The organism is Amycolatopsis sp. MJM2582 (assembly GCF_000754115.1).
Taxonomy (GTDB): domain Bacteria; phylum Actinomycetota; class Actinomycetes; order Mycobacteriales; family Pseudonocardiaceae; genus Amycolatopsis; species Amycolatopsis japonica.
Window position 1 is genome coordinate 808,111 of the sequence record NZ_JPLW01000001.1, and the last position, 16,955, is coordinate 825,065.

The following is a 16,955-nucleotide window of genomic DNA, read 5'->3' on the forward strand; positions in this document are numbered from 1 at the left end:
TCCGGCAGGCCATCGACGGCAGGTGACCAGCGGGGACACCGGTCCCGCGGCGCATGACCACCCACCGCCGACCTCGTGGGGGAGGATCAGCGTGATCATTCAGGACACCATGCCGGCGACGGTACTCGCCGTCGGCAGGCTCATGGCCGGGACGGCGGGCGAAAGCCGCCGCTCCGCGCATCTTTTCGACTTGCACTCCGGGGGATCGCACCCCGAGTTCCTGCACGCCCGCTGTGGCGCGGCGATGCCTTACGACCACCTGGAATGGGTCCCCGTCGGTTCGGGGATGCCCTGTGAGCGTTGCCTCGGTCTCGCCGGTTCGGCCGACCAGACGCGACTGCCGCGTCCGAGCCGGGGGGTGTGACCGCCGTGGCCGTCCGCCTCACCACGCTGCTGTTCCGCCGTGAGGACGAACGCCTGGCCTCGGCGAAGCACCACCACACCATCGGACTGGAACTGCGCCGGCGGTTCGGGTTCAGCCTCATCCAGGCGCCGCTGCGCAAGCAGCCGCCGTGGAATTCCGAAGTCGATTCGCCGGGCGCGCACCGGGACCTGATCAGGACCGGCCGGCCGCTCGAAGGTCAGTTCGAACTGACGCCCCTGATCGGGCATCTGACCGGCCGGGCCTGACGAGAATCAGGGCTTGCGGCCCAAGCCGCCGAGTCCTCCGGTGACCGTCGGGTCGTCCGCGAACCGGTCGCTGGCACGGGAATCCGCCTCGTCGAGATGCCAGGTGGCCATCCAGTCGATACCCGGCTCGACCAGCTCCAGCCCGTCGAAGAACGCGGTGAACTCCGCGCGGGACCGCAGGTGGAACGGCGCGCTGGTCTTCTTGTACAGCTCCTGGACGTTCTCCCGGTTGTCGCCTTCCTTGCGCGTGACGCCGTCCTCGGTCAGATGCGAGGACAGGAAGTACGACCCCGACGGCAGGAAATCGAGATAGCGCTGGACCATCTCGTGGACGGGCTCCTCCGGGCCGAGGAAGTACAGCAAGCCGACCAGGACCAGCCCGATCGGCTGGCGCGGATCGATCACCCCGGTCTCGAGGGCGCGTTTCCAGATGTCGGAGGGATCCCGGACGTCGCCCTGCAGCACCGCGTGCCTGCCGAGCAGGCCTTCACGTTCCAGCAGCAGCTGGGAATGCGCGACGGCGACCGGTTCGATGTCGACGTAGACGACCCGGCTGTCCGGGTTGATCGCGCTCGCGATCTGGTGGACGTTGCCGACGGTGGGCACGCCGGAACCGATGTCGAGGAACTGCGTGATCCCTTGGCGGGCCAGGTATCCCACGCCGCGGCCGAGGAAGTCGCGGCCGACGCGGGCGAACGTCTTGACCTCGGGGAACTGCTTGAGCACCTGCGAGCCGAACTCGCGGTCGACGGCCCAGTTGGCCGAACCGCCGAGGAACCAGTCGTACACCCTGGCCACGTTGGGGCGTTCGAGATCGACCCCCTCGGGAGCCACCGGGTCGATGGGGTCGTGCTGCGTCGTCATTCCGTCACACCTCGTCAGGAACCGGTTTGCGGGCGACCCCGCCGATGGCGCAGTTAAGCGCAGGCGAGCGGGGGTCGTCCAGCCGCCATGCGCCGACCGGGACCAGACCCGGTGCCACGAGGTCGAAATCCCCGAAGAAACCGAGGATCTCTTCCTTGTCGCGGAAGGACGCGGGCGTGCTCGACTGTTCGTACTGCTTCACGACGCGCTGGATCTGGGCCAGCTCGTCACCCTCCACGCCGGACATCGTGACGTGGGAAAGGACGTAGAAGGAACCGGCGGGCAGGAGCCTCCGGTAGCGCGCGATGACGTCGCCGAGCGCGGGGCCCGGCACGAAATGCAGGACCGCGACGGTGAGCAGGGCGACCGGTTTCGCCGGGTCGAGCACGCCGGTGTCGAAGGCGTGTTCCCAGACTTCGTCCGCCTCGCGCAGATCTCCGCCGATCACCGCGTGCCTGGCGGGGTCGCCGTTCTTCTCCAGCAGGATGCGGGCGTGCGCTACGGCGACCGGCTCGTTGTCGACGTACACGCACCGGCTGTCGCCGTCGGCCTCACCGGCGATCTCGTGGACGTTGCCGACCGTCGGCACGCCGGAACCGAGATCGAGGAACTGGTTCACGCCGTGTTCGGCGCAATGCCGCACCGCGCGGCCGAGGAAGGCGCGGTTGGCCCTGGCGAGGGCGCGGATGAGCGGGAAGGTCTTGACCAGCTGTTCGCCGAATTCCCGGTCCACCGCCCAGTTCGCGGTCCCGCCGAGCGCCCAGTCGTAGATCCGGGCGGCGTTGGGCCGCTCGAGATCGACGCCTTCGGGGAGGAACCGAGGGTCCATCTCAGGCTTGCATCTGTGTTCTGTACAGCTCGGCGAGTTCCTTGAGGAACTGCCGGGTCTCCTGGCGCTCCAGCGCGGCGCCGCGCAATCTGTCCCAAGAGTCCACGAAGATGTTGAAGTCCTTGACGTCGTCGAGGTACAACCCGCCCGCCGAATGTTCGATGTAGACGAAATCCCTGGTGCGGTCCGGGAAACGCATGATGGTGAAGTCGTTGGGCACGGCGGCGAGCCGCGCGCCGAACGGCAGCACGTGCACGTACACGCGCGGATGCTTGTCCAATGCCAACAGATGTTCGACCTGGTCCAGCATCACCGCCGGGGCGGAGCCGCCGGGAGCGCGGCGCAAGGCGCCCTCGCTGATGATGAACCGGTAGTACGGCGGTTGTTGCTGCTCGAAGACGGCCTTGCGGTCCAAGCGGTTGCGGACCAGCGATGTGACGTCGGTGGCGCCGGCTTCGGTGAACTGCTTGAGCATGTAGTGCTCGGACTGCAGCGGGCCGGGGATGCGCTCGCCGTGCCAGGTGAGGATCTCCGCGGCCGCGGGTTCGAGGTCGGTGAAGGTGCGGAACCAGTGCGGAACCACGGATCGGTAGCCGGACCAGTGGCCGCGCTGCCCGGCCGCGGCGCGGGCCAGGTTCATCAACGTGTCGGCCTCGTCGCCGTTGATCCCGAACGCGTTCAGCATCGATCGCACATCCCCGAGTTTGACCCCGACGGCACCGGACTCGATCTTGTTGACCTTGCCCTGGGTGCAGCCGAGCACTTCGGCGACCTGCTGCTGTGTCATCCGCGCGGCGTTGCGGGCATGCCGGAGCTCGTTCCCGAGCTGCTTCCGGCGCGAGGTGACGGTGCTGGCCATCGCCTTGCTCTCCCGGACCACATAGACCAGGACCGCGGCTGCCCGCCGTCCTGCGCGCGAATACTCGAACCCACCCAGGGTACTTCACCTTGCGGGGTTCGATGATGACATTGCGCAGCGTTCCAGGAAACGGCCGAAAACACCAGTCACCTGGTACGTCACCCTGGTGGCGGAGCGATCTCGTCACATTTCGGGCACGGTGGTCGGGCATAGTGACCGAGTGGACCAATCCCCCTTCGCCAGGCAGGTCACCGATGGTGTGTTCGGGTACGTCCAGCCCGACGGCTCGTGGTGGATCAACAACTGCGGCTTCGTCGCCGCGGGCGATCACACGGTGGTGATCGACACCTGTTCGACCGAACGGCGCACCAGGGCGCTGCTGGCGACGGCGGAGTCGACCGCCGGGGCGCCGGTGACCACTGTGGTCAACACGCATCATCACGGCGACCACACGAACGGCAACTACCTGGCGGCCGGCGCGACGATCGTCGGGCACCGGAAGACGCGCGAGGTGATGGTCGCGACCGGGATCAACACGTACGAGAACTCGTTCACCGGGAACGACTGGGGCCATCTGGAGCTGCGGCCGCCCGAGGTGCTGTTCGACGACCGGCTGACCGTTCACGCCGGCGACGTCCGGCTGGAGCTGATCCACCCCGGGCACGCCGCGCACACCACCAACGACGTACTCGTCTGGCTGCCGGAGCGGCGGGTGCTGTTCGCCGGCGACCTGATCTTCAACGGCGGCAGCCCGTTCGCGCTGATGGGCTCACCCGCCGGGTGGCGGAAGGCGCTGGAGCTGGTCCGCTCGCTGGAGCCGGAGACGATCGTGCCGGGCCACGGCCCGGTGTGCGGCCCCGAGACGATCGACGTCGTCGACGGATACCTGGCTTTCCTGCAGAAACTCGCGTCGCACGGGAAGGCCGCCGGGCTGACGCCCCTGCAGGCCGCTCGCGAAGCGGATCTGGGGCCTTACGAGACACTGTCCGAACAGGAACGGCTTCCGGCGAACCTGCACCGGGCTTATGCCGAACTGGACGGCTTGGCGTGGGGCGGGGCGATCGATCTGGGGGCGGCGCTGGCGGACATGGTCACCTTCAACGGTGCGCCCATCCGGTGCTTCTCCTGACTAGCCCAGCTCTCTCCTGCGGCGGGTGTTGCGAAAGCCACTTTCGCAACCCGCCCGGCCGCTACCCGCGTCCCCGCACGTCCCGAAGGCCACCTTCGAGACATCCAACGTCCCAAAGGCTCCCTTCAAGACACCGAAATCCCGCCCAGTGCCCCACAAGCAGCCCCCACCCGTCCCTGGGGGGCGACCCCGATCCCAGCGTACCGCCGCAAGCGCCGCGTCGGACCGCGCGAGCCGAGTTGTCCACAGGTGGGCCCGGTTGTGGACAACTCCCGGTTGATCCCTTCTCGCCCCGGCGCCGTATCCCTCATCGGGGATAGGCTCGGCACGGGAATCGAAGCGGAAGGGTGCGGATGAGCAAGAAGGCGAGCATCGGGGTCACCGGCCTGGCGGTCATGGGCCGCAACCTGGCCAGGAACCTCGCGAGGCACGGGCACACGGTGGCCCTGCACAACCGCTCCGAGCAGCGGACGAAGGAACTGGTCGAGCAGTTCGGCGACGAGGGCGACTTCATCCCGGCGTATTCGGCGCAGGACTTCGTCGACGCGCTGGAGCGTCCGCGCCAGGTCGTGATCATGGTCAAGGCCGGCGCGCCGACGGACGCCGTGATCGACGAATTCGTCCCGCTCCTCGAGAAGGGCGATGTGATCGTCGACGCGGGCAACGCGCATTTCGCGGACACCCGGCGCCGCGAGGCCGCGCTGCGTGAGAAGGGCATCCACTTCGTCGGCACCGGTGTGTCCGGCGGCGAGGAGGGCGCGCTGCACGGGCCGAGCATCATGCCGGGCGGGTCCAAGGAGTCGTACGAGTCGCTCGGGCCGCTGTTCGAGGACATCTCGGCGAAGGTCGACGGCGAGCCCTGCTGCACGCACGTGGGCGCGGACGGCGCCGGGCATTTCGTGAAGATGGTGCACAACGGCATCGAGTACGCCGACATGCAGCTGATCGCCGAATCGTTCGACCTCCTGCGCGGCGCGGGCGGCTACTCCCCCGCCGAGATCGCCGAGGTCTTCCGCACCTGGAACTCGGGGCGGCTCGATTCGTACCTGATCGAGATCACCTCGCAGGTGCTGGCCCACACCGACGCCGCGTCCGGCAAGCCGTTCGTCGACATCGTGGCGGACCAGGCCGAGCAGAAGGGCACCGGCCGCTGGACCGTCCAAATCGGACTGGACCTCGGCGTGCCGATCAGCGGCATCGCCGAAGCCGTCTTCGCCCGCTCACTGTCCGGTTCGTCGAACCTGCGTGAGGCCTCGCGCGGTCTCGGCGGTCCCTCGCGCGCCCCGCTGACGGGGTCCGCTTTGGACACTTTCGCGGACGACGTCGAGCAGGCGTTGTACGCGTCGAAGGTGGTGGCGTACGCCCAAGGCTTCAACCAGATCCAGGCGGGTGGCGCCGAATACGGCTGGGACATCGATCTCGGCAAGGTCGCGTCCATCTGGCGCGGCGGCTGCATCATCCGCGCGAAGTTCCTGAACGACATCACGGCCGCGTACGCCGAAGAGCCCGCGCTGCCGACGCTGCTGACTTCGGGCGGCTTCCGCAAGGCCGTCGAGGACGCCCAGGACTCCTGGCGTTCGGTGATCTCGACCGCGGTGCGGCTGGGCATCCCGACCCCGGGCTTCTCGACCGCGCTGGCCTACTACGACGGTCTGCGCGCGGAGCGGCTCCCCGCCGCGCTGGTGCAGGGCCAGCGGGACTACTTCGGCGCCCACACGTACCGCCGCGTCGACCGCGAAGGTTCGTTCCACACCGCCTGGGCCGCCGACGGTCGCCCGGAATCCCCCGCCTGACAAACGAAAGCGTCCTTCACCGCGTCTGACGCGGTGAAGGACGCTTTCACCCCTCCCCGCGTGCAGCGACGATCTCCGCCAGCGCCCGCACGATCACCGCTTCGGTGTTCTCCTTCGTGAGGCCGAGCCCCGTCAGCAAATCGTCGCCGAGTTCGAACAACGCCAGCAGGATGTGCTCGGTGCCGATGTAGTTGTGCCCGAGCCGCAGCGACTCCCGCATGGTCAGCTCCAGCGCTTTCTTGGCCTGCGCGCCGAACGCCATCTTCGCCGCTTCCACCGGTTCGGCGGCGGGTTCCGGCAGCTTCGCCTCCGCGGCCTCGCGGACGGCTTCGAGAGTCACCTTCTGTGCCACGATCGCCCCGGCGGCGAGCGCGGCCGGTTCGGAGAGCAGCCCGAGGACCAGGTGCACGGGCTCGATCTGCGGGCTCTTCGCCGACACCGCGGCGTCCCGCGACGCGACGACGACGTGCCGCGCCCGGTCGGTGTAGCGGCTGAACACCTTCACCAGGTCTTCCAGCGACGAGCCGCTGGACTCGACGAAGCGCTTCTGCGCCGCTTGCTTGGAAACGCCCATGTTCTTGCCGATTTCGGTCCAGGACGCGCCGGAACGCCGCGCCTGGTCGACGAAGTGGCCGATCAGATGGTCGGCCACTTCGCCGAGGTGCTCGCCGAGGAAGACCGCGTCGGACAGCTGGCCGAGCACGTCGCCGTCGGGATGCTGCTGCTTGATGTGGGAGATGAGGTCGTCGAGCCGGACTGGATTCGTCATGCCGTCAACTCTAGGTTGACGCTCACCAATCGTCAACCACGGGTTGACGCGAAGGTCGCCTTGAGGTCGAAGCCGTTGGCCTCCAGCGTCTCGAATCGCGGCGCCGGATCCGCGGCGAACAGGCGGCGCGCGGCGATGTGGTCCGGCGGCCGGTTCACCGACTCGACCCCGGCGAGCACACCGTCACGGAACGACAGCACCGAGAACTTCCCGCCCTCCCGATCCCCGGTCACGACGGTCTTCTCCGCCCCGGTCAGGATCCCGGCGATCTGCAGTTTCGCGCCGAGCTGGTCGGTCCAGAACCACGGCAGGCTGTCGTAGGGCGCGGGTTCGCCGGCGATGACGGCGGCCACCGCCCGCGCCTGGTCGACGGCGTTCTGCACCGACTCCAGCCGCGTGGCCGTCCCCGCCTGGACACACGGGAAGTTCGCGCAGTCCCCGACCGCCGAGATCTTCGGGTCGCTCGTGCGCAGGTGTTCGTCGACGACGACACCGTTGGCCACGGCGAGGCCCGCCCCTTCGGCGAGCCGTGTCCGCGGCTCGACCCCGACCCCGACCAGCACCAGATCGGCGGGCAGCAGGCTGCCGTCACTCAATTCGACCTCGGCCACCCGGCCCTCGCCGCGCAGCGCGGCGACCCCCTTGCCGAGCAGGATCGTGTGGCCGGCCTCTTCGTGCAGAGCGGCGAAGTACGCCGAGACCTCCGGAGTCGCGACGCGGGCCATCAGCCTGTCCTGCGCCTCGACGATCGTCACAGGCCGCCCGGCGTGCGCGGCGAACTCCAGCCCGATGAACCCGCCCCCGACCACGACCACGTTCTCCGCGCTTTCCAGCGCGGCCCGCAACACATCGGCCTCGTCCTTGGTGCGCAAGGTGAACACACCATCCAAAGTGGACCCGGGAGCCGGCAGGACCCGGTTGACCGATCCTGTCGCCAGCACCAGATGGTCGTACTCGTGAGCGCTCCCGTCTTCGAGCACCACCTTCGCCCCGTCGCGATCCACCGACGCGACGCGGCCCGGGATCAGCTCGATGTTCTTCTCCGCGAAGAAGTCTTCGGGCCGCAGACGCAGCTGGGCGTCGCCCGCGGTCCCGGCGAGATAGCCCTTCGACAACGGAGGCCGTTGGTACGGCAGCCCGGGTTCGTCACCGATCAGCACCACCCGCCCGCCGAACCCCTTGTCCCGCAGCGAGGTCGCCACCCCGAACCCGCTCTGCCCGGCCCCTACGACGAGGACGGTCTCCATCGGCGCTCCTTCCGTTGTGCCCGACCTCCATTCAACACAGCTCTGGCCCTTTCGACACGTGATCCGCCCACGGCGGACGCGCTACGGTCATGCCCATGAGCCGTCCCGAGGTCCACCCGGTGGACGCCCGCCCGCCGCTGCCGAAGCTGACCTTGCTCGGCCTCCAGCACATGACGATCATGTACGCGGGCTCCGTGGCCGTCCCGCTCGTCGTGGGCAGCGCGCTGAAACTGGACGCGGCGACGATCGCGTTGCTGGTCAACGCGGATCTGCTGGTCGCGGGTATCGCGACGCTGATACAGGCGGTCGGGATCGGGCGGATCTTCGGCATCCGGCTGCCGGTGGTGGCGGGCGCGACGTTCACCGTGGTCAACCCGATGATCATGATCGCGTCCCAGTACGGCATGCAGGCCGTCTACGGCGCGATGATCGCGTCGGGGGTGTTCGGCCTGCTCATCGCCAAACCCTTCGCGAAGATGATCCGGTTCTTCCCGCCGCTGGTTTCGGGCACGCTGCTCATGGTCATCGGCATCTCGCTCATCGGGCCGGGCGTCGGCCTGATCGCCGGCCACGACACCGGATCGCCGGAGTACGCGAAACCCGCCAACATCGCGCTGGCGTTCGGCGTGATCGCGGTGATCGTCCTGTTCACCCGGGTACTGCGCGGATTCGCGAGCCAGATCGGCCCGCTGCTGGCGCTGTTGATCGGCCTGGTCGCGGCGATCCCGATGGGACTGGTGAGCTTCAAGGGCATCGCCGACGCCGACTGGTTCGGCCTGGCGTCGCCGTTCCATTTCGGCCCGCCGACCTTCCCGATCGCGGCCGTGCTCTCGATGTGCGTCGTGATGCTGGTGACCTACACCGAATCCACCGCGGACCTGGTCGCCGTCGGGGAGATCACCGGCCGGCCGGCGACGGACTCCGATCTCGCGCGCGGTCTCGCCACCGATGGTCTCTCGGCCATCCTCGGCGGCGCGATGAACTCGTTCCCGGACACGGCTTTCGCGCAGAACGTCGGCCTCGTGCAGATGACCGGGGTGCGCAGCCGGTGGGTGGTCGCGATGGCGGGCGGCCTGCTCGTGCTGATGGGCCTGGTGCCGAAGGTCGGCGCCTTCGTCGCCGCCGTGCCGGAGCCGGTGATCGGCGCGGTCGCGGTGGTCATGTTCGCGATGGTCGCCGCGGTCGGCGTGCAGAACCTGAAGAAGGTGGAGTTCTCCGGCAACCACAACACCTTCATCGTCGCGGTGTCGGTCGGGGTGGGCCTGCTGCCCGCTTTCGCCACGAACCAGTTCGGGAATTCGATCTTCTTCCAGCACTTCCCGCCGTGGTTGCAGACCATCTGCGGCAGCCCGATCACGGTCGCCGCGATCGTCGCGTTCACCCTCAACCTGCTGTTCAACCACCTCGGCAAACGCCGAGATCCCGACCTACTGCAAGCGCCCTAACAGAAGAGCCACTTCGGCCACAGATTGCACTCTTCGGTCGGCGTCGTCGAGGGCGGCGGCGGAGTCGGGTTGGGCGGCTGCGGAACGACCGTGGACCCGGTGGTCCGCGGCGGATCCGCGGGCTCGTTCGACGAAGTCGGCGTGGCCGGGTCCGGCGAGTCGGACGTCTGCGCGGCCGAACTCGACGTACGGCGGCTGGACGTCGTCTTGCTGGGCCGCGTCGACGTCCCGCCGTCCCCGGTTTCGACCGTCTCGGTGGACGGAACGGCCGAAGTCGCGTCGGCCCCCCTGTTTTCCGAAGGCCGCTTCGGCATCTCGATGACGCTGATCGGGTTCGGTGCCGCATTCTGTTCGGGATCCGCGTCGAACCCGACGAGAACGGCGGCCGCACCGCAGGCGACGACCACGGCGATCACCACCGCGATAACTCTCCAGCGTGACTTTGCCCGTGACTCCTCGTGGTCGTCCCAGCCCTCACGAATAAGCAGGTCGGCGACCGAAACATCGTCGTCATCCACCAGCTGAAACCTTTCGCACCGGGAACGAGCGAGGAGTAGTTTTACCGCAACTCACCGCCGAATGGGTGAAGTTAACCAAAAATTATTCACCCGATGGAACACGCCAGCGTAGGCCAGTCACACAGCGTGTATTCATCTGCTCCCGCGCATATCGGCGGTGGCCCGCCTTCGGCTCGCGTATACAGCGCCCTCCGCGGGTGGTGTAATCGACGGTGCCAGCACCGGAAGAGGGGGTTCGGACGGATCATGGAGGCTGACGCCCTCGCCGTGCCCGGGGCCGGGAATTCCGGTCGTCCGGCAGGCGCGCCGCTCGGAAACGAGCCGCTCGGCGATCTCGGCCTCGCGGGCGACCACGCCGCCATCTGGTCGTACGACTTCGAGGCCGAGACCCTGTCCTGGCTGCCCGGACTCGAGAACCTCCTGGGCGGAGGCGCGCTCACCGAAGCCGAGATCGAGTCCAGGCTCGCCGATCTGGTGGCCCCGCTGACCGCCGGCACCCGCACCTCCCCGCCTTGGCGCGAGTTCGAACTCGAGCAGTCGTTCCGGAACCCGGCAGGCGAGATCCGCTGGGTCCGGCTGCGCGCCCGCACCATCGGCGACGACAACGGCTCGTCGGGGCTGCTCGGCATCGCCACCGACGTGACCGACGTCCGCGAGAACCGGCAGGCCCTCGAAGATCTCACTGACCGCTACCGGCTTTTGGTCGAACTCAGCCCCGACGCGGTCTGTGTCCACGAAGCCGGCGTTGTCACCTACGTCAACCGAGCGGCCCTCACCGCGCTCGGCGCGTCCTCGACCGCCGAGCTGATCGGGCGGCCGATCATGGACTTCGTGGCCGACGAATCGCTTCCGGCCCTCCTGGACCGGATCGCGTCACTGCACCGCCAAGGTGCGTCGACCGTTCCCGCCGACACCGTCATGCTCCGCCTCGACGGCACGAAGTACCTGGTCCAGAGCATTTCCGTGCGCACGACCTGGGAAGGCAGGCCCGCGTTCCAGGTCATCATGCGCGACATCAGCGCGCAGAAGGCCGCCGAAGCGACGCTGCGCTACCAGGCCGCGCTGATCAGCCACGTCAGCGACGCGATCATCGCGACCAACGGCAGCGGCGTGGTGACCAGCTGGAACCCCGCCGCCGAGAACGTCTACGGCTGGACGGCGGGCGAGGCGATCGGCGGCACGGTGAGCGAGCTCGTCGGCGCCGCGCTCGACCCGGAAACGGTGCTGCGCCGGGGCGGCGTCATGCGGACGACGCACCGCCACCGCAACGGTTCGACACTGGCCATCCGCATCTCCGCCGCCGAGATGAACGACGGTTTCGTCCTCGTCTGCGCCGACGAAACGGCCCGCCGACGGGCAGAACAGCACTACAGCACGGTGGTCGCGTCGCTCGACGAAGGCGTGGTCGTGATCGGCCCTGGCGGACTCATCGAATCGGCCAACCCCGCGGCGTGCCGGATCATCGGCGTCGACCACGACGACCTCATCGGTGTCCCGTGCGTGACGCTGGAGCTGTACGACGAACAGGGCCGCATCCCGCCCGCCCGGATGCCATCGGTGGTGACCCGGCGCACCGGGGCCACGCTGACCGGTCTCGTACTGCGGCTGCGGAGGCCGGCGGGCGACGACGTCTGGATCTCGCTGACCTCGCGGCTGCTGACCCCGGAAGACCCGTCGGTCCAGGCGGTGGTCGCCTCGTTCACCGACATCACCGAACGCCGCGCCATCGGCGAACGGCTCGCCCACGAGGCGACGCACGACCCGCTCACCGAACTCGCGAACCGCACGCTGGTGCTGGACAGTCTCGCCGAGGCGCTGTCCGGCGCCGGGCGTGCCGAGCTGACCACGCTGCTGTTCATCGACCTCGACAAGTTCAAGGTGATCAACGATTCCCTCGGGCATTCCGTCGGCGACAAGGTGCTCCGTATCGCGGGCGAACGTCTGCGCCGGGGCATCGGCGAGAACGATCTCGTCGGCAGGCTCGGCGGCGACGAATTCGTCGTCGTCACCGCGGAGATCACCGAACCGGACGAGATCAAGGCACTGGCGGAACATCTGCGTGAGGCACTGACCGAGCCGATCACCGTCAACGGCAGGCAGCTGCACATCGACGCCAGTATCGGCATCGTCACCGCGGCCAACGACGACACCCGGACCGCCGAAGATCTGCTGCGCGACGCGGATGTCGCGATGTACCAAGCGAAAACGCTCGGCCGGGCGCGTTACGAGTTCTTCGACGTCGAGCTGCGCGAGCGGATGCAGCGGCGGCTGCGCATGGAGCAGGACCTGCGCGACGCCCTGCAGAACGAGGAACTCTGGACGGCGTATCAGCCGGTCGTGGACATCGAATCCGGCGAGATGGTCGCCGTGGAAGCGTTGCTGCGCTGGAAACATCCCGCGCACGGCACGATCTCGCCCGCCGAGTTCATCCCGCTGGCCGAGGAAAGCGACCTCATCAACCTGATCGGCAAGTACGTCCTGCGCACGACCACCCGCGAGATCGCCAGGCGGCGCGAGCAGCTCGGCATCGACCTGAACCTCAAGGTCAACCTGTCGGCCCGGCAGCTGGACGATCCGCATCTGGTGGCCGGGGTGCAGGACGCGCTGAAGACGACCGGCCTGCCGCCGCACGCGCTGACCCTCGAGGTCACCGAGAGCGCGCTGATGCGGGACCAGGCCGCGGCCGCCGAGGTCCTGACGTCGTTGCGCGATCTCGGTGTCTCGCTGGCGATCGACGATTTCGGCACCGGCTACTCGTCGCTCGCCCAGCTGCAACGGCTCCCGTTGGATACGCTCAAGATCGATCGCACCTTCGTCATCGGCATCGCGGAATCGCGGGACGCGGCCGCGATCGTCAAGAGCATCATCGCGATGGCGCACGCCGTCGACCTGATCGTCGTCGCCGAAGGTGTCGAAGACGAAGAGCAGCTCGCGGTCCTGCGTGAGCTGCACTGTGACCAGGCGCAGGGCTTCCATCTCGGTCGCCCCGCGCCGCCGGACGAACTTTTCGGAGCAGCTGGATGAGTGTCGAGATCAAAGCCGGAGAAGACCGCTACGACATCGTCGTGGACGGGAAAACCGCCGGGTTCCTGGAAACCCGCACGCGCACCGACGCGATCCTGTTCCTGCACACCGAAATCTCGGACGACTTCGCGGGCCAGGGCCTGGCGGGCAAGCTCGTGACCGCCGCGCTCGACGACGTCCGGGCGCAGGGCAGGTCCGTCCTGCCCTACTGCCCGTACGTGCGTTCCTTCATCGCGAAACACCGCGAGTACGAGGACCTCGTCCCCGAGGACAAGCGCGCCGAATTCGAGCTCTGAGGTCTCAGCCCGGGTAGATCTTCAGCAGTTTCGCGAGCTCGTCCTCGGTGAGGACGACGTCCAGTTCGCGCAGTGTCGCGTCGAGCCGCTCCGGCGGGATCTTGGTGGTCTCCTTGGTCCCGTCCGGACGTTCGACGATGAACTCCTCGCCGACCAGTTTGCGGCTGAGCCCTTCCTCCAGCCGCATGACCACCAGCTGCCCGGTGAACGGCGACCGCGGATGTGTCGACGTGTAGTGGTGGTAGACCTCGTAGTCGATCCGGTGCATCGGCGTGAGCGTGAAGGCGTGCAGGTCGGTCCAGTCTTCGCCTTCCTTCTTCTGCAGGCGCCACCAGTCTCCGTCGGCGACGAGCCGGTGCGGCCAGCCGGCCTGATCCACGACCGCGCCGTCGACCAGCGGCATCGGCACCAGCATCCCGGCACCGAAGCCCACGTCGACCAGGTGCTGCACGCCGTCCGCCTCGACCGCGAGCGTCATATGCGTGTACGGGCCGTTCTTCTGCGGCTGCACGCGCGCGACCAGGCGGCGCACGGAATAGCCGAGTTGCTCGGCGGCCGCGGCGAAAAGGCTTCCGTGCTCGTAGCAATAGCCGCCACGACTACGGCCGACGAGTTTGCCGATCACGTCTTCGAGCGCGATTCCCTTGTGCTGCCCCAAAACGACGTCGACGTTCTCGAACGGAACGGCGAGGATGTGCGCCTTTGCCAGTTCACGCAACGCTGCGGCCGAGGGCGTCGCGCGACTCTGACCGATCCGGCCGAGGTACGCGTCGAGGTCGAGGGTGCCGACGGTCCATTCGTCGACCTGCTCAGCTGTGATTGTCATGCCTCGAGATTGACACCTCCACCTAACTCGAAGTCAAGATCGGCCAACTGGTAACTGGCAACGGCCACCGACTTTCGTCACTTCCACGAACGAGTGACGATTGGCCACCCTTCCGGAGTGAACCGGTGAAACACACCGGTGTGGAAGGAGAAAGCAGATGAGGACTCGTTCCCTCGTCGCCGGTCTGCTGACCGGAGCGGCCGCCGTACTCGGGTTGGCGATGCCGGCTTCCGCCGCCGAACCGCCCTCGGGCGTTCAGCCGCTGATCGTGGGTGGTGTGGACGCGACCGAGACCTACACCTTCATGGCGTCCATGCAGACCAAGAGCGGTGACCACAACTGCGGCGCGTCGCTGATCGCGCCGGAGTGGCTGGTGACCGCCGCGCACTGCGTCGAGGGCGAGCAGCCGTCGAACTGGCAGTACCGCATCAACACCACCGACCACACCAAGGGCGGCGAGGTCGCCGAGGTCGACAAGTTCGTGGTCCACGAGAAGTACGACGGCTCCGGCCCGTACGACATCGCCCTGGTGCACCTGACCAAGGCCGCGGAGGCGGCGCCGATCGAGATCGGTCAGTCGCCGCAGGCGGGTACCGACGTGCGCGAGATCGGCTGGGGTCTGACCTGCCCCACGCGCGGTTGTGGTGAGGCACCGGTGGTCCTCCAGCAGCTCGACACCAAGATCGCCGAAGACTCCGGCTGTTCCGGCTCCGGGGCCTACGACGCGGAGAGCGAGCTGTGCATGGACAACCAGGGCGGCAAGGCCAGCGCCTGCTACGGCGACTCGGGCGGCCCCGCCGTCGTGAAGGCCGGCGACAAGTGGACGCTGGTCGGCGCCACCAGCCGCGGCCAGACCGCCAGCTGCCCGGAGATGCCGGGCATCTACACCGACGTGACCGCGTTCACCGACTGGATCAAGCAGCAGACCGGTAAGTAGGACACCCAGGACACCGCACCGCGCGGTGGCGCCCGATGCTCCTGCGACATCGGACGCCACCGCGCTTTGCCGTGCAATCGGCCCCAGGCATGAAAAAACCGCCTCGATGTGCATCGAGGCGGTTCTGAGAGCGGTGGCCAGGGCCGGGGTCGAACCGGCGACCTTCCGCTTTTCAGGCACAGACGTTTCCGCAGGTCACGGGGGTTGCACCAGTGCCGCGTGCAACCCCCGTGCAACATCGTGCTTCTCTACCCTTCGACGACCGGACGTGCCTCGGATTCGTTCTGAAGCTCCGTCTTGAAAGCTCCCCACCGGTCCTGTACCCGAAGGGTCAACCTGCGAGCCGACAGAGCGGGATACCTGACCCACCCGCACAGCGGATACACCCACCCCCGACGTTCGCCATCCAGGTCGGCCTTCATCCGTTCCAAGACCACAGCGGCCATCTCGGACAGGTCCTCCTCTAAAGCCTCTATCTCGGCATCAGAGAGATCCTGATCAGGTGTCAGCGACCCCGCCTTGATGGCAAGGTCCGCAGCGACTGAGTCCACAGACCGTGAGGCGGCGATACTCAGAATGAAGTACTTGCGTATGACAGCCTGCCCAGATGCAGCGAGCTTGTCGCGGCGCGCGTGTTCGACGCAATCAACCAGTTTGACCACGGACTGGTAGAACTCGGTATAGGTCTCCGTCCTGGCTAGCTTCCGCTGCTCTCGGCGCCCAAGGGCATCCCGGCGGGAAGTCAACCACTGACCCACCAGGATGCCCAGGAAAGCGCCAGCGGGAACCAGCAGCGCTACCCACAACGGCACGTCCGTCTTCATGCCTCCCAAGTCGCCCTGAAGATCGAGCGTGTTTGCCGAGTCGCCAAAACGACACCGGGAATTGATCTTCAAGAGACTGTTCGCCCTCAGTGCTTCACGATGATCGTCTTGGGCAGCTTGGCAGCGTTCCCGTGCGCGGCGAGCTTGCTCAGTTGGTCGGCTACCTCCTTGTCTCGCCCTTCGACCGCGTGGAGATACCGGAGGGACGCAGCCGCCGACGCGTGCCCGAGCCGCTTCTTGAGGTCAGCCAGCGTCGCACCCGCACTCGCCGCGAGTGTCTGGCCCGTGTGCCGCAGGTCGTGATAGCTCACATCCACGCCGACCTTCACCCGCGCCCGGACGAACGCCTGATAGACCGCGTTCCCTCGCATCGGCTGCCCGTCCCTGCCGACGAAGAACCGATCCCGCCCCGCCCACTCCTTCATGTGATCCCGCAGGTACGGCATGACGTGCGGAGGGACCGACACCGGCCGACGCCCCGCGTCCGTCTTGGGGTCCTTGTCGTACTTCTTCGGACTCTCCAGAAGCTCCACCCGGTTCTTCCGGACCCACACGACACCGTCCACGAGGTCCACGTCAGCCGTCCGCAGGCCGCAGACCTCACCGCGACGAAGGCCGCACCAGGCCGCCAGCAGCACAGCCGCCCGGTAGCGAGGAGTGATCGCCTCGACAAGGTCGACGATCTGCCCAGGGGTGGCGATGCCCCGCTCTTTGGCCTTGTCGGAGCCCGCACCGGGAATCTGGCAGGGGTTGATCACGATCGCCCCGTCCCTCTTGGCCGAGTTCATCACGGCACGGAGGAAGCGGTACGACTGCCCGATCGACGTCTTCCCGCCCTCCCCGAGCAGGGCCTTGGCGTACCAGCTCCGCACCACCGGTGGGGTGATCGCGATCAACGGGAGATCCAGCAGCTCAGTCATGTGAAGGCGCATGTTCCGCCGACACGTCTCCTCCCACCTGTCCCC

Annotated in this window: 17 protein-coding genes; 8 read left to right on the top strand and 9 right to left on the bottom strand. The window is 67.8% G+C overall.

Annotated features, from left to right (window positions below; translation table 11 throughout):
* Window positions 1-91: 91 nt before the first annotated feature.
* Both ED92_RS03990 and ED92_RS03995 read left to right on the top strand, forming a co-directional pair.
* Window positions 92-364, top strand: a complete 273-nt coding sequence (locus ED92_RS03990) for a hypothetical protein (protein WP_037333101.1) — start codon at window positions 92-94, stop codon at window positions 362-364.
* Entirely contained in the window at window positions 361-630 is a 270-nt protein-coding gene (locus ED92_RS03995) for a hypothetical protein (RefSeq protein WP_081975692.1), read from the top strand. Before ED92_RS03990 ends, ED92_RS03995 begins: the two co-directional genes overlap by 4 nt.
* Window positions 631-636: 6 nt before the next feature.
* On the opposite strand, the gene ED92_RS04000 is transcribed toward ED92_RS03995, so the two are convergent.
* The 3 genes from ED92_RS04000 to ED92_RS04010 are packed head-to-tail and all read right to left on the bottom strand — an operon-like array spanning window position 637 to window position 3,182.
* Window positions 637-1,494, bottom strand: a complete 858-nt coding sequence (locus tag ED92_RS04000) for an SAM-dependent methyltransferase (RefSeq protein WP_037333103.1) — start codon at window positions 1,492-1,494, stop codon at window positions 637-639.
* A gap of 4 nt (window positions 1,495-1,498) precedes the next feature.
* Window positions 1,499-2,323 (bottom strand): SAM-dependent methyltransferase, encoded by an 825-nt coding sequence (locus ED92_RS04005; RefSeq protein WP_037333105.1) that lies wholly within the window; start codon window positions 2,321-2,323, stop codon window positions 1,499-1,501.
* A 1-nt stretch (window position 2,324) separates the two neighbouring features.
* A complete protein-coding gene (locus tag ED92_RS04010; protein ID WP_037335949.1) occupies window positions 2,325-3,182 on the bottom strand; it encodes a helix-turn-helix transcriptional regulator in 858 nt (285 codons plus the stop codon).
* Window positions 3,183-3,402: 220 nt separating this feature from the next.
* On the opposite strand from ED92_RS04010, the gene ED92_RS04015 reads away from it, so the two are divergent.
* Complete coding sequence (locus ED92_RS04015) at window positions 3,403-4,311, top strand: MBL fold metallo-hydrolase (protein WP_037333107.1); 909 nt, start codon at window positions 3,403-3,405, stop codon at window positions 4,309-4,311.
* A 353-nt stretch (window positions 4,312-4,664) separates the two neighbouring features.
* The gene (gndA, locus tag ED92_RS04020; protein ID WP_037333109.1) at window positions 4,665-6,104 is read left to right on the top strand and encodes an NADP-dependent phosphogluconate dehydrogenase; all 1,440 of its coding nucleotides are present in this window, start codon (window positions 4,665-4,667) and stop codon (window positions 6,102-6,104) included.
* 46 nt (window positions 6,105-6,150) lie between these two features.
* On the opposite strand, the gene ED92_RS04025 is transcribed toward gndA, so the two are convergent.
* Window positions 6,151-6,873, bottom strand: coding sequence for a Clp protease N-terminal domain-containing protein (locus tag ED92_RS04025; RefSeq protein WP_037333111.1), 723 nt, complete (start codon window positions 6,871-6,873; stop codon window positions 6,151-6,153).
* Window positions 6,874-6,905: 32 nt separating this feature from the next.
* Window positions 6,906-8,120, bottom strand: coding sequence for an NAD(P)/FAD-dependent oxidoreductase (locus ED92_RS04030; RefSeq protein ID WP_037333113.1), 1,215 nt, complete (start codon window positions 8,118-8,120; stop codon window positions 6,906-6,908).
* A gap of 95 nt (window positions 8,121-8,215) precedes the next feature.
* Here ED92_RS04030 and ED92_RS04035 point away from each other — a divergent pair, with 95 nt between their 5' ends.
* Window positions 8,216-9,565 (top strand): nucleobase:cation symporter-2 family protein, encoded by a 1,350-nt coding sequence (locus tag ED92_RS04035; protein ID WP_037333115.1) that lies wholly within the window; start codon window positions 8,216-8,218, stop codon window positions 9,563-9,565.
* Here the strand turns inward: ED92_RS04035 and ED92_RS04040 are convergent.
* A complete protein-coding gene (locus ED92_RS04040) occupies window positions 9,562-10,083 on the bottom strand; it encodes a hypothetical protein (RefSeq protein ID WP_037333117.1) in 522 nt (173 codons plus the stop codon). The genes ED92_RS04035 and ED92_RS04040 overlap by 4 nt on opposite strands.
* A 246-nt stretch (window positions 10,084-10,329) precedes the next feature.
* On the opposite strand from ED92_RS04040, the gene ED92_RS04045 reads away from it, so the two are divergent.
* Both ED92_RS04045 and ED92_RS04050 read left to right on the top strand, forming a co-directional pair.
* On the top strand, window positions 10,330-13,107 hold the full coding sequence (locus ED92_RS04045; protein ID WP_037333119.1) for an EAL domain-containing protein: 2,778 nt from the start codon (window positions 10,330-10,332) through the stop codon (window positions 13,105-13,107).
* Window positions 13,104-13,403 carry a GNAT family N-acetyltransferase gene (locus ED92_RS04050; protein ID WP_037333121.1) on the top strand — a complete coding sequence of 100 codons (300 nt, stop codon included), beginning with the start codon at window positions 13,104-13,106 and terminating at the stop codon, window positions 13,401-13,403. The genes ED92_RS04045 and ED92_RS04050 overlap by 4 nt, the downstream gene beginning before the upstream one ends.
* Before the next feature lie 4 nt (window positions 13,404-13,407).
* Here the strand turns inward: ED92_RS04050 and ED92_RS04055 are convergent, their stop codons facing one another.
* Window positions 13,408-14,229, bottom strand: coding sequence for an arylamine N-acetyltransferase (locus ED92_RS04055; protein WP_037333123.1), 822 nt, complete (start codon window positions 14,227-14,229; stop codon window positions 13,408-13,410).
* A gap of 157 nt (window positions 14,230-14,386) precedes the next feature.
* On the opposite strand from ED92_RS04055, the gene ED92_RS04060 reads away from it, so the two are divergent.
* The gene (locus ED92_RS04060; RefSeq protein ID WP_037333125.1) at window positions 14,387-15,166 is read left to right on the top strand and encodes a trypsin-like serine protease; all 780 of its coding nucleotides are present in this window, start codon (window positions 14,387-14,389) and stop codon (window positions 15,164-15,166) included.
* A gap of 248 nt (window positions 15,167-15,414) precedes the next feature.
* Here ED92_RS04060 and ED92_RS04065 read toward each other — a convergent pair whose 3' ends face one another.
* Window positions 15,415-15,990 carry a hypothetical protein gene (locus ED92_RS04065; RefSeq protein ID WP_037333127.1) on the bottom strand — a complete coding sequence of 192 codons (576 nt, stop codon included), beginning with the start codon at window positions 15,988-15,990 and terminating at the stop codon, window positions 15,415-15,417.
* A gap of 86 nt (window positions 15,991-16,076) precedes the next feature.
* A complete protein-coding gene (locus ED92_RS04070) occupies window positions 16,077-16,910 on the bottom strand; it encodes a site-specific integrase (RefSeq protein ID WP_200882665.1) in 834 nt (277 codons plus the stop codon).
* Window positions 16,911-16,955 lie beyond the last annotated feature (45 nt).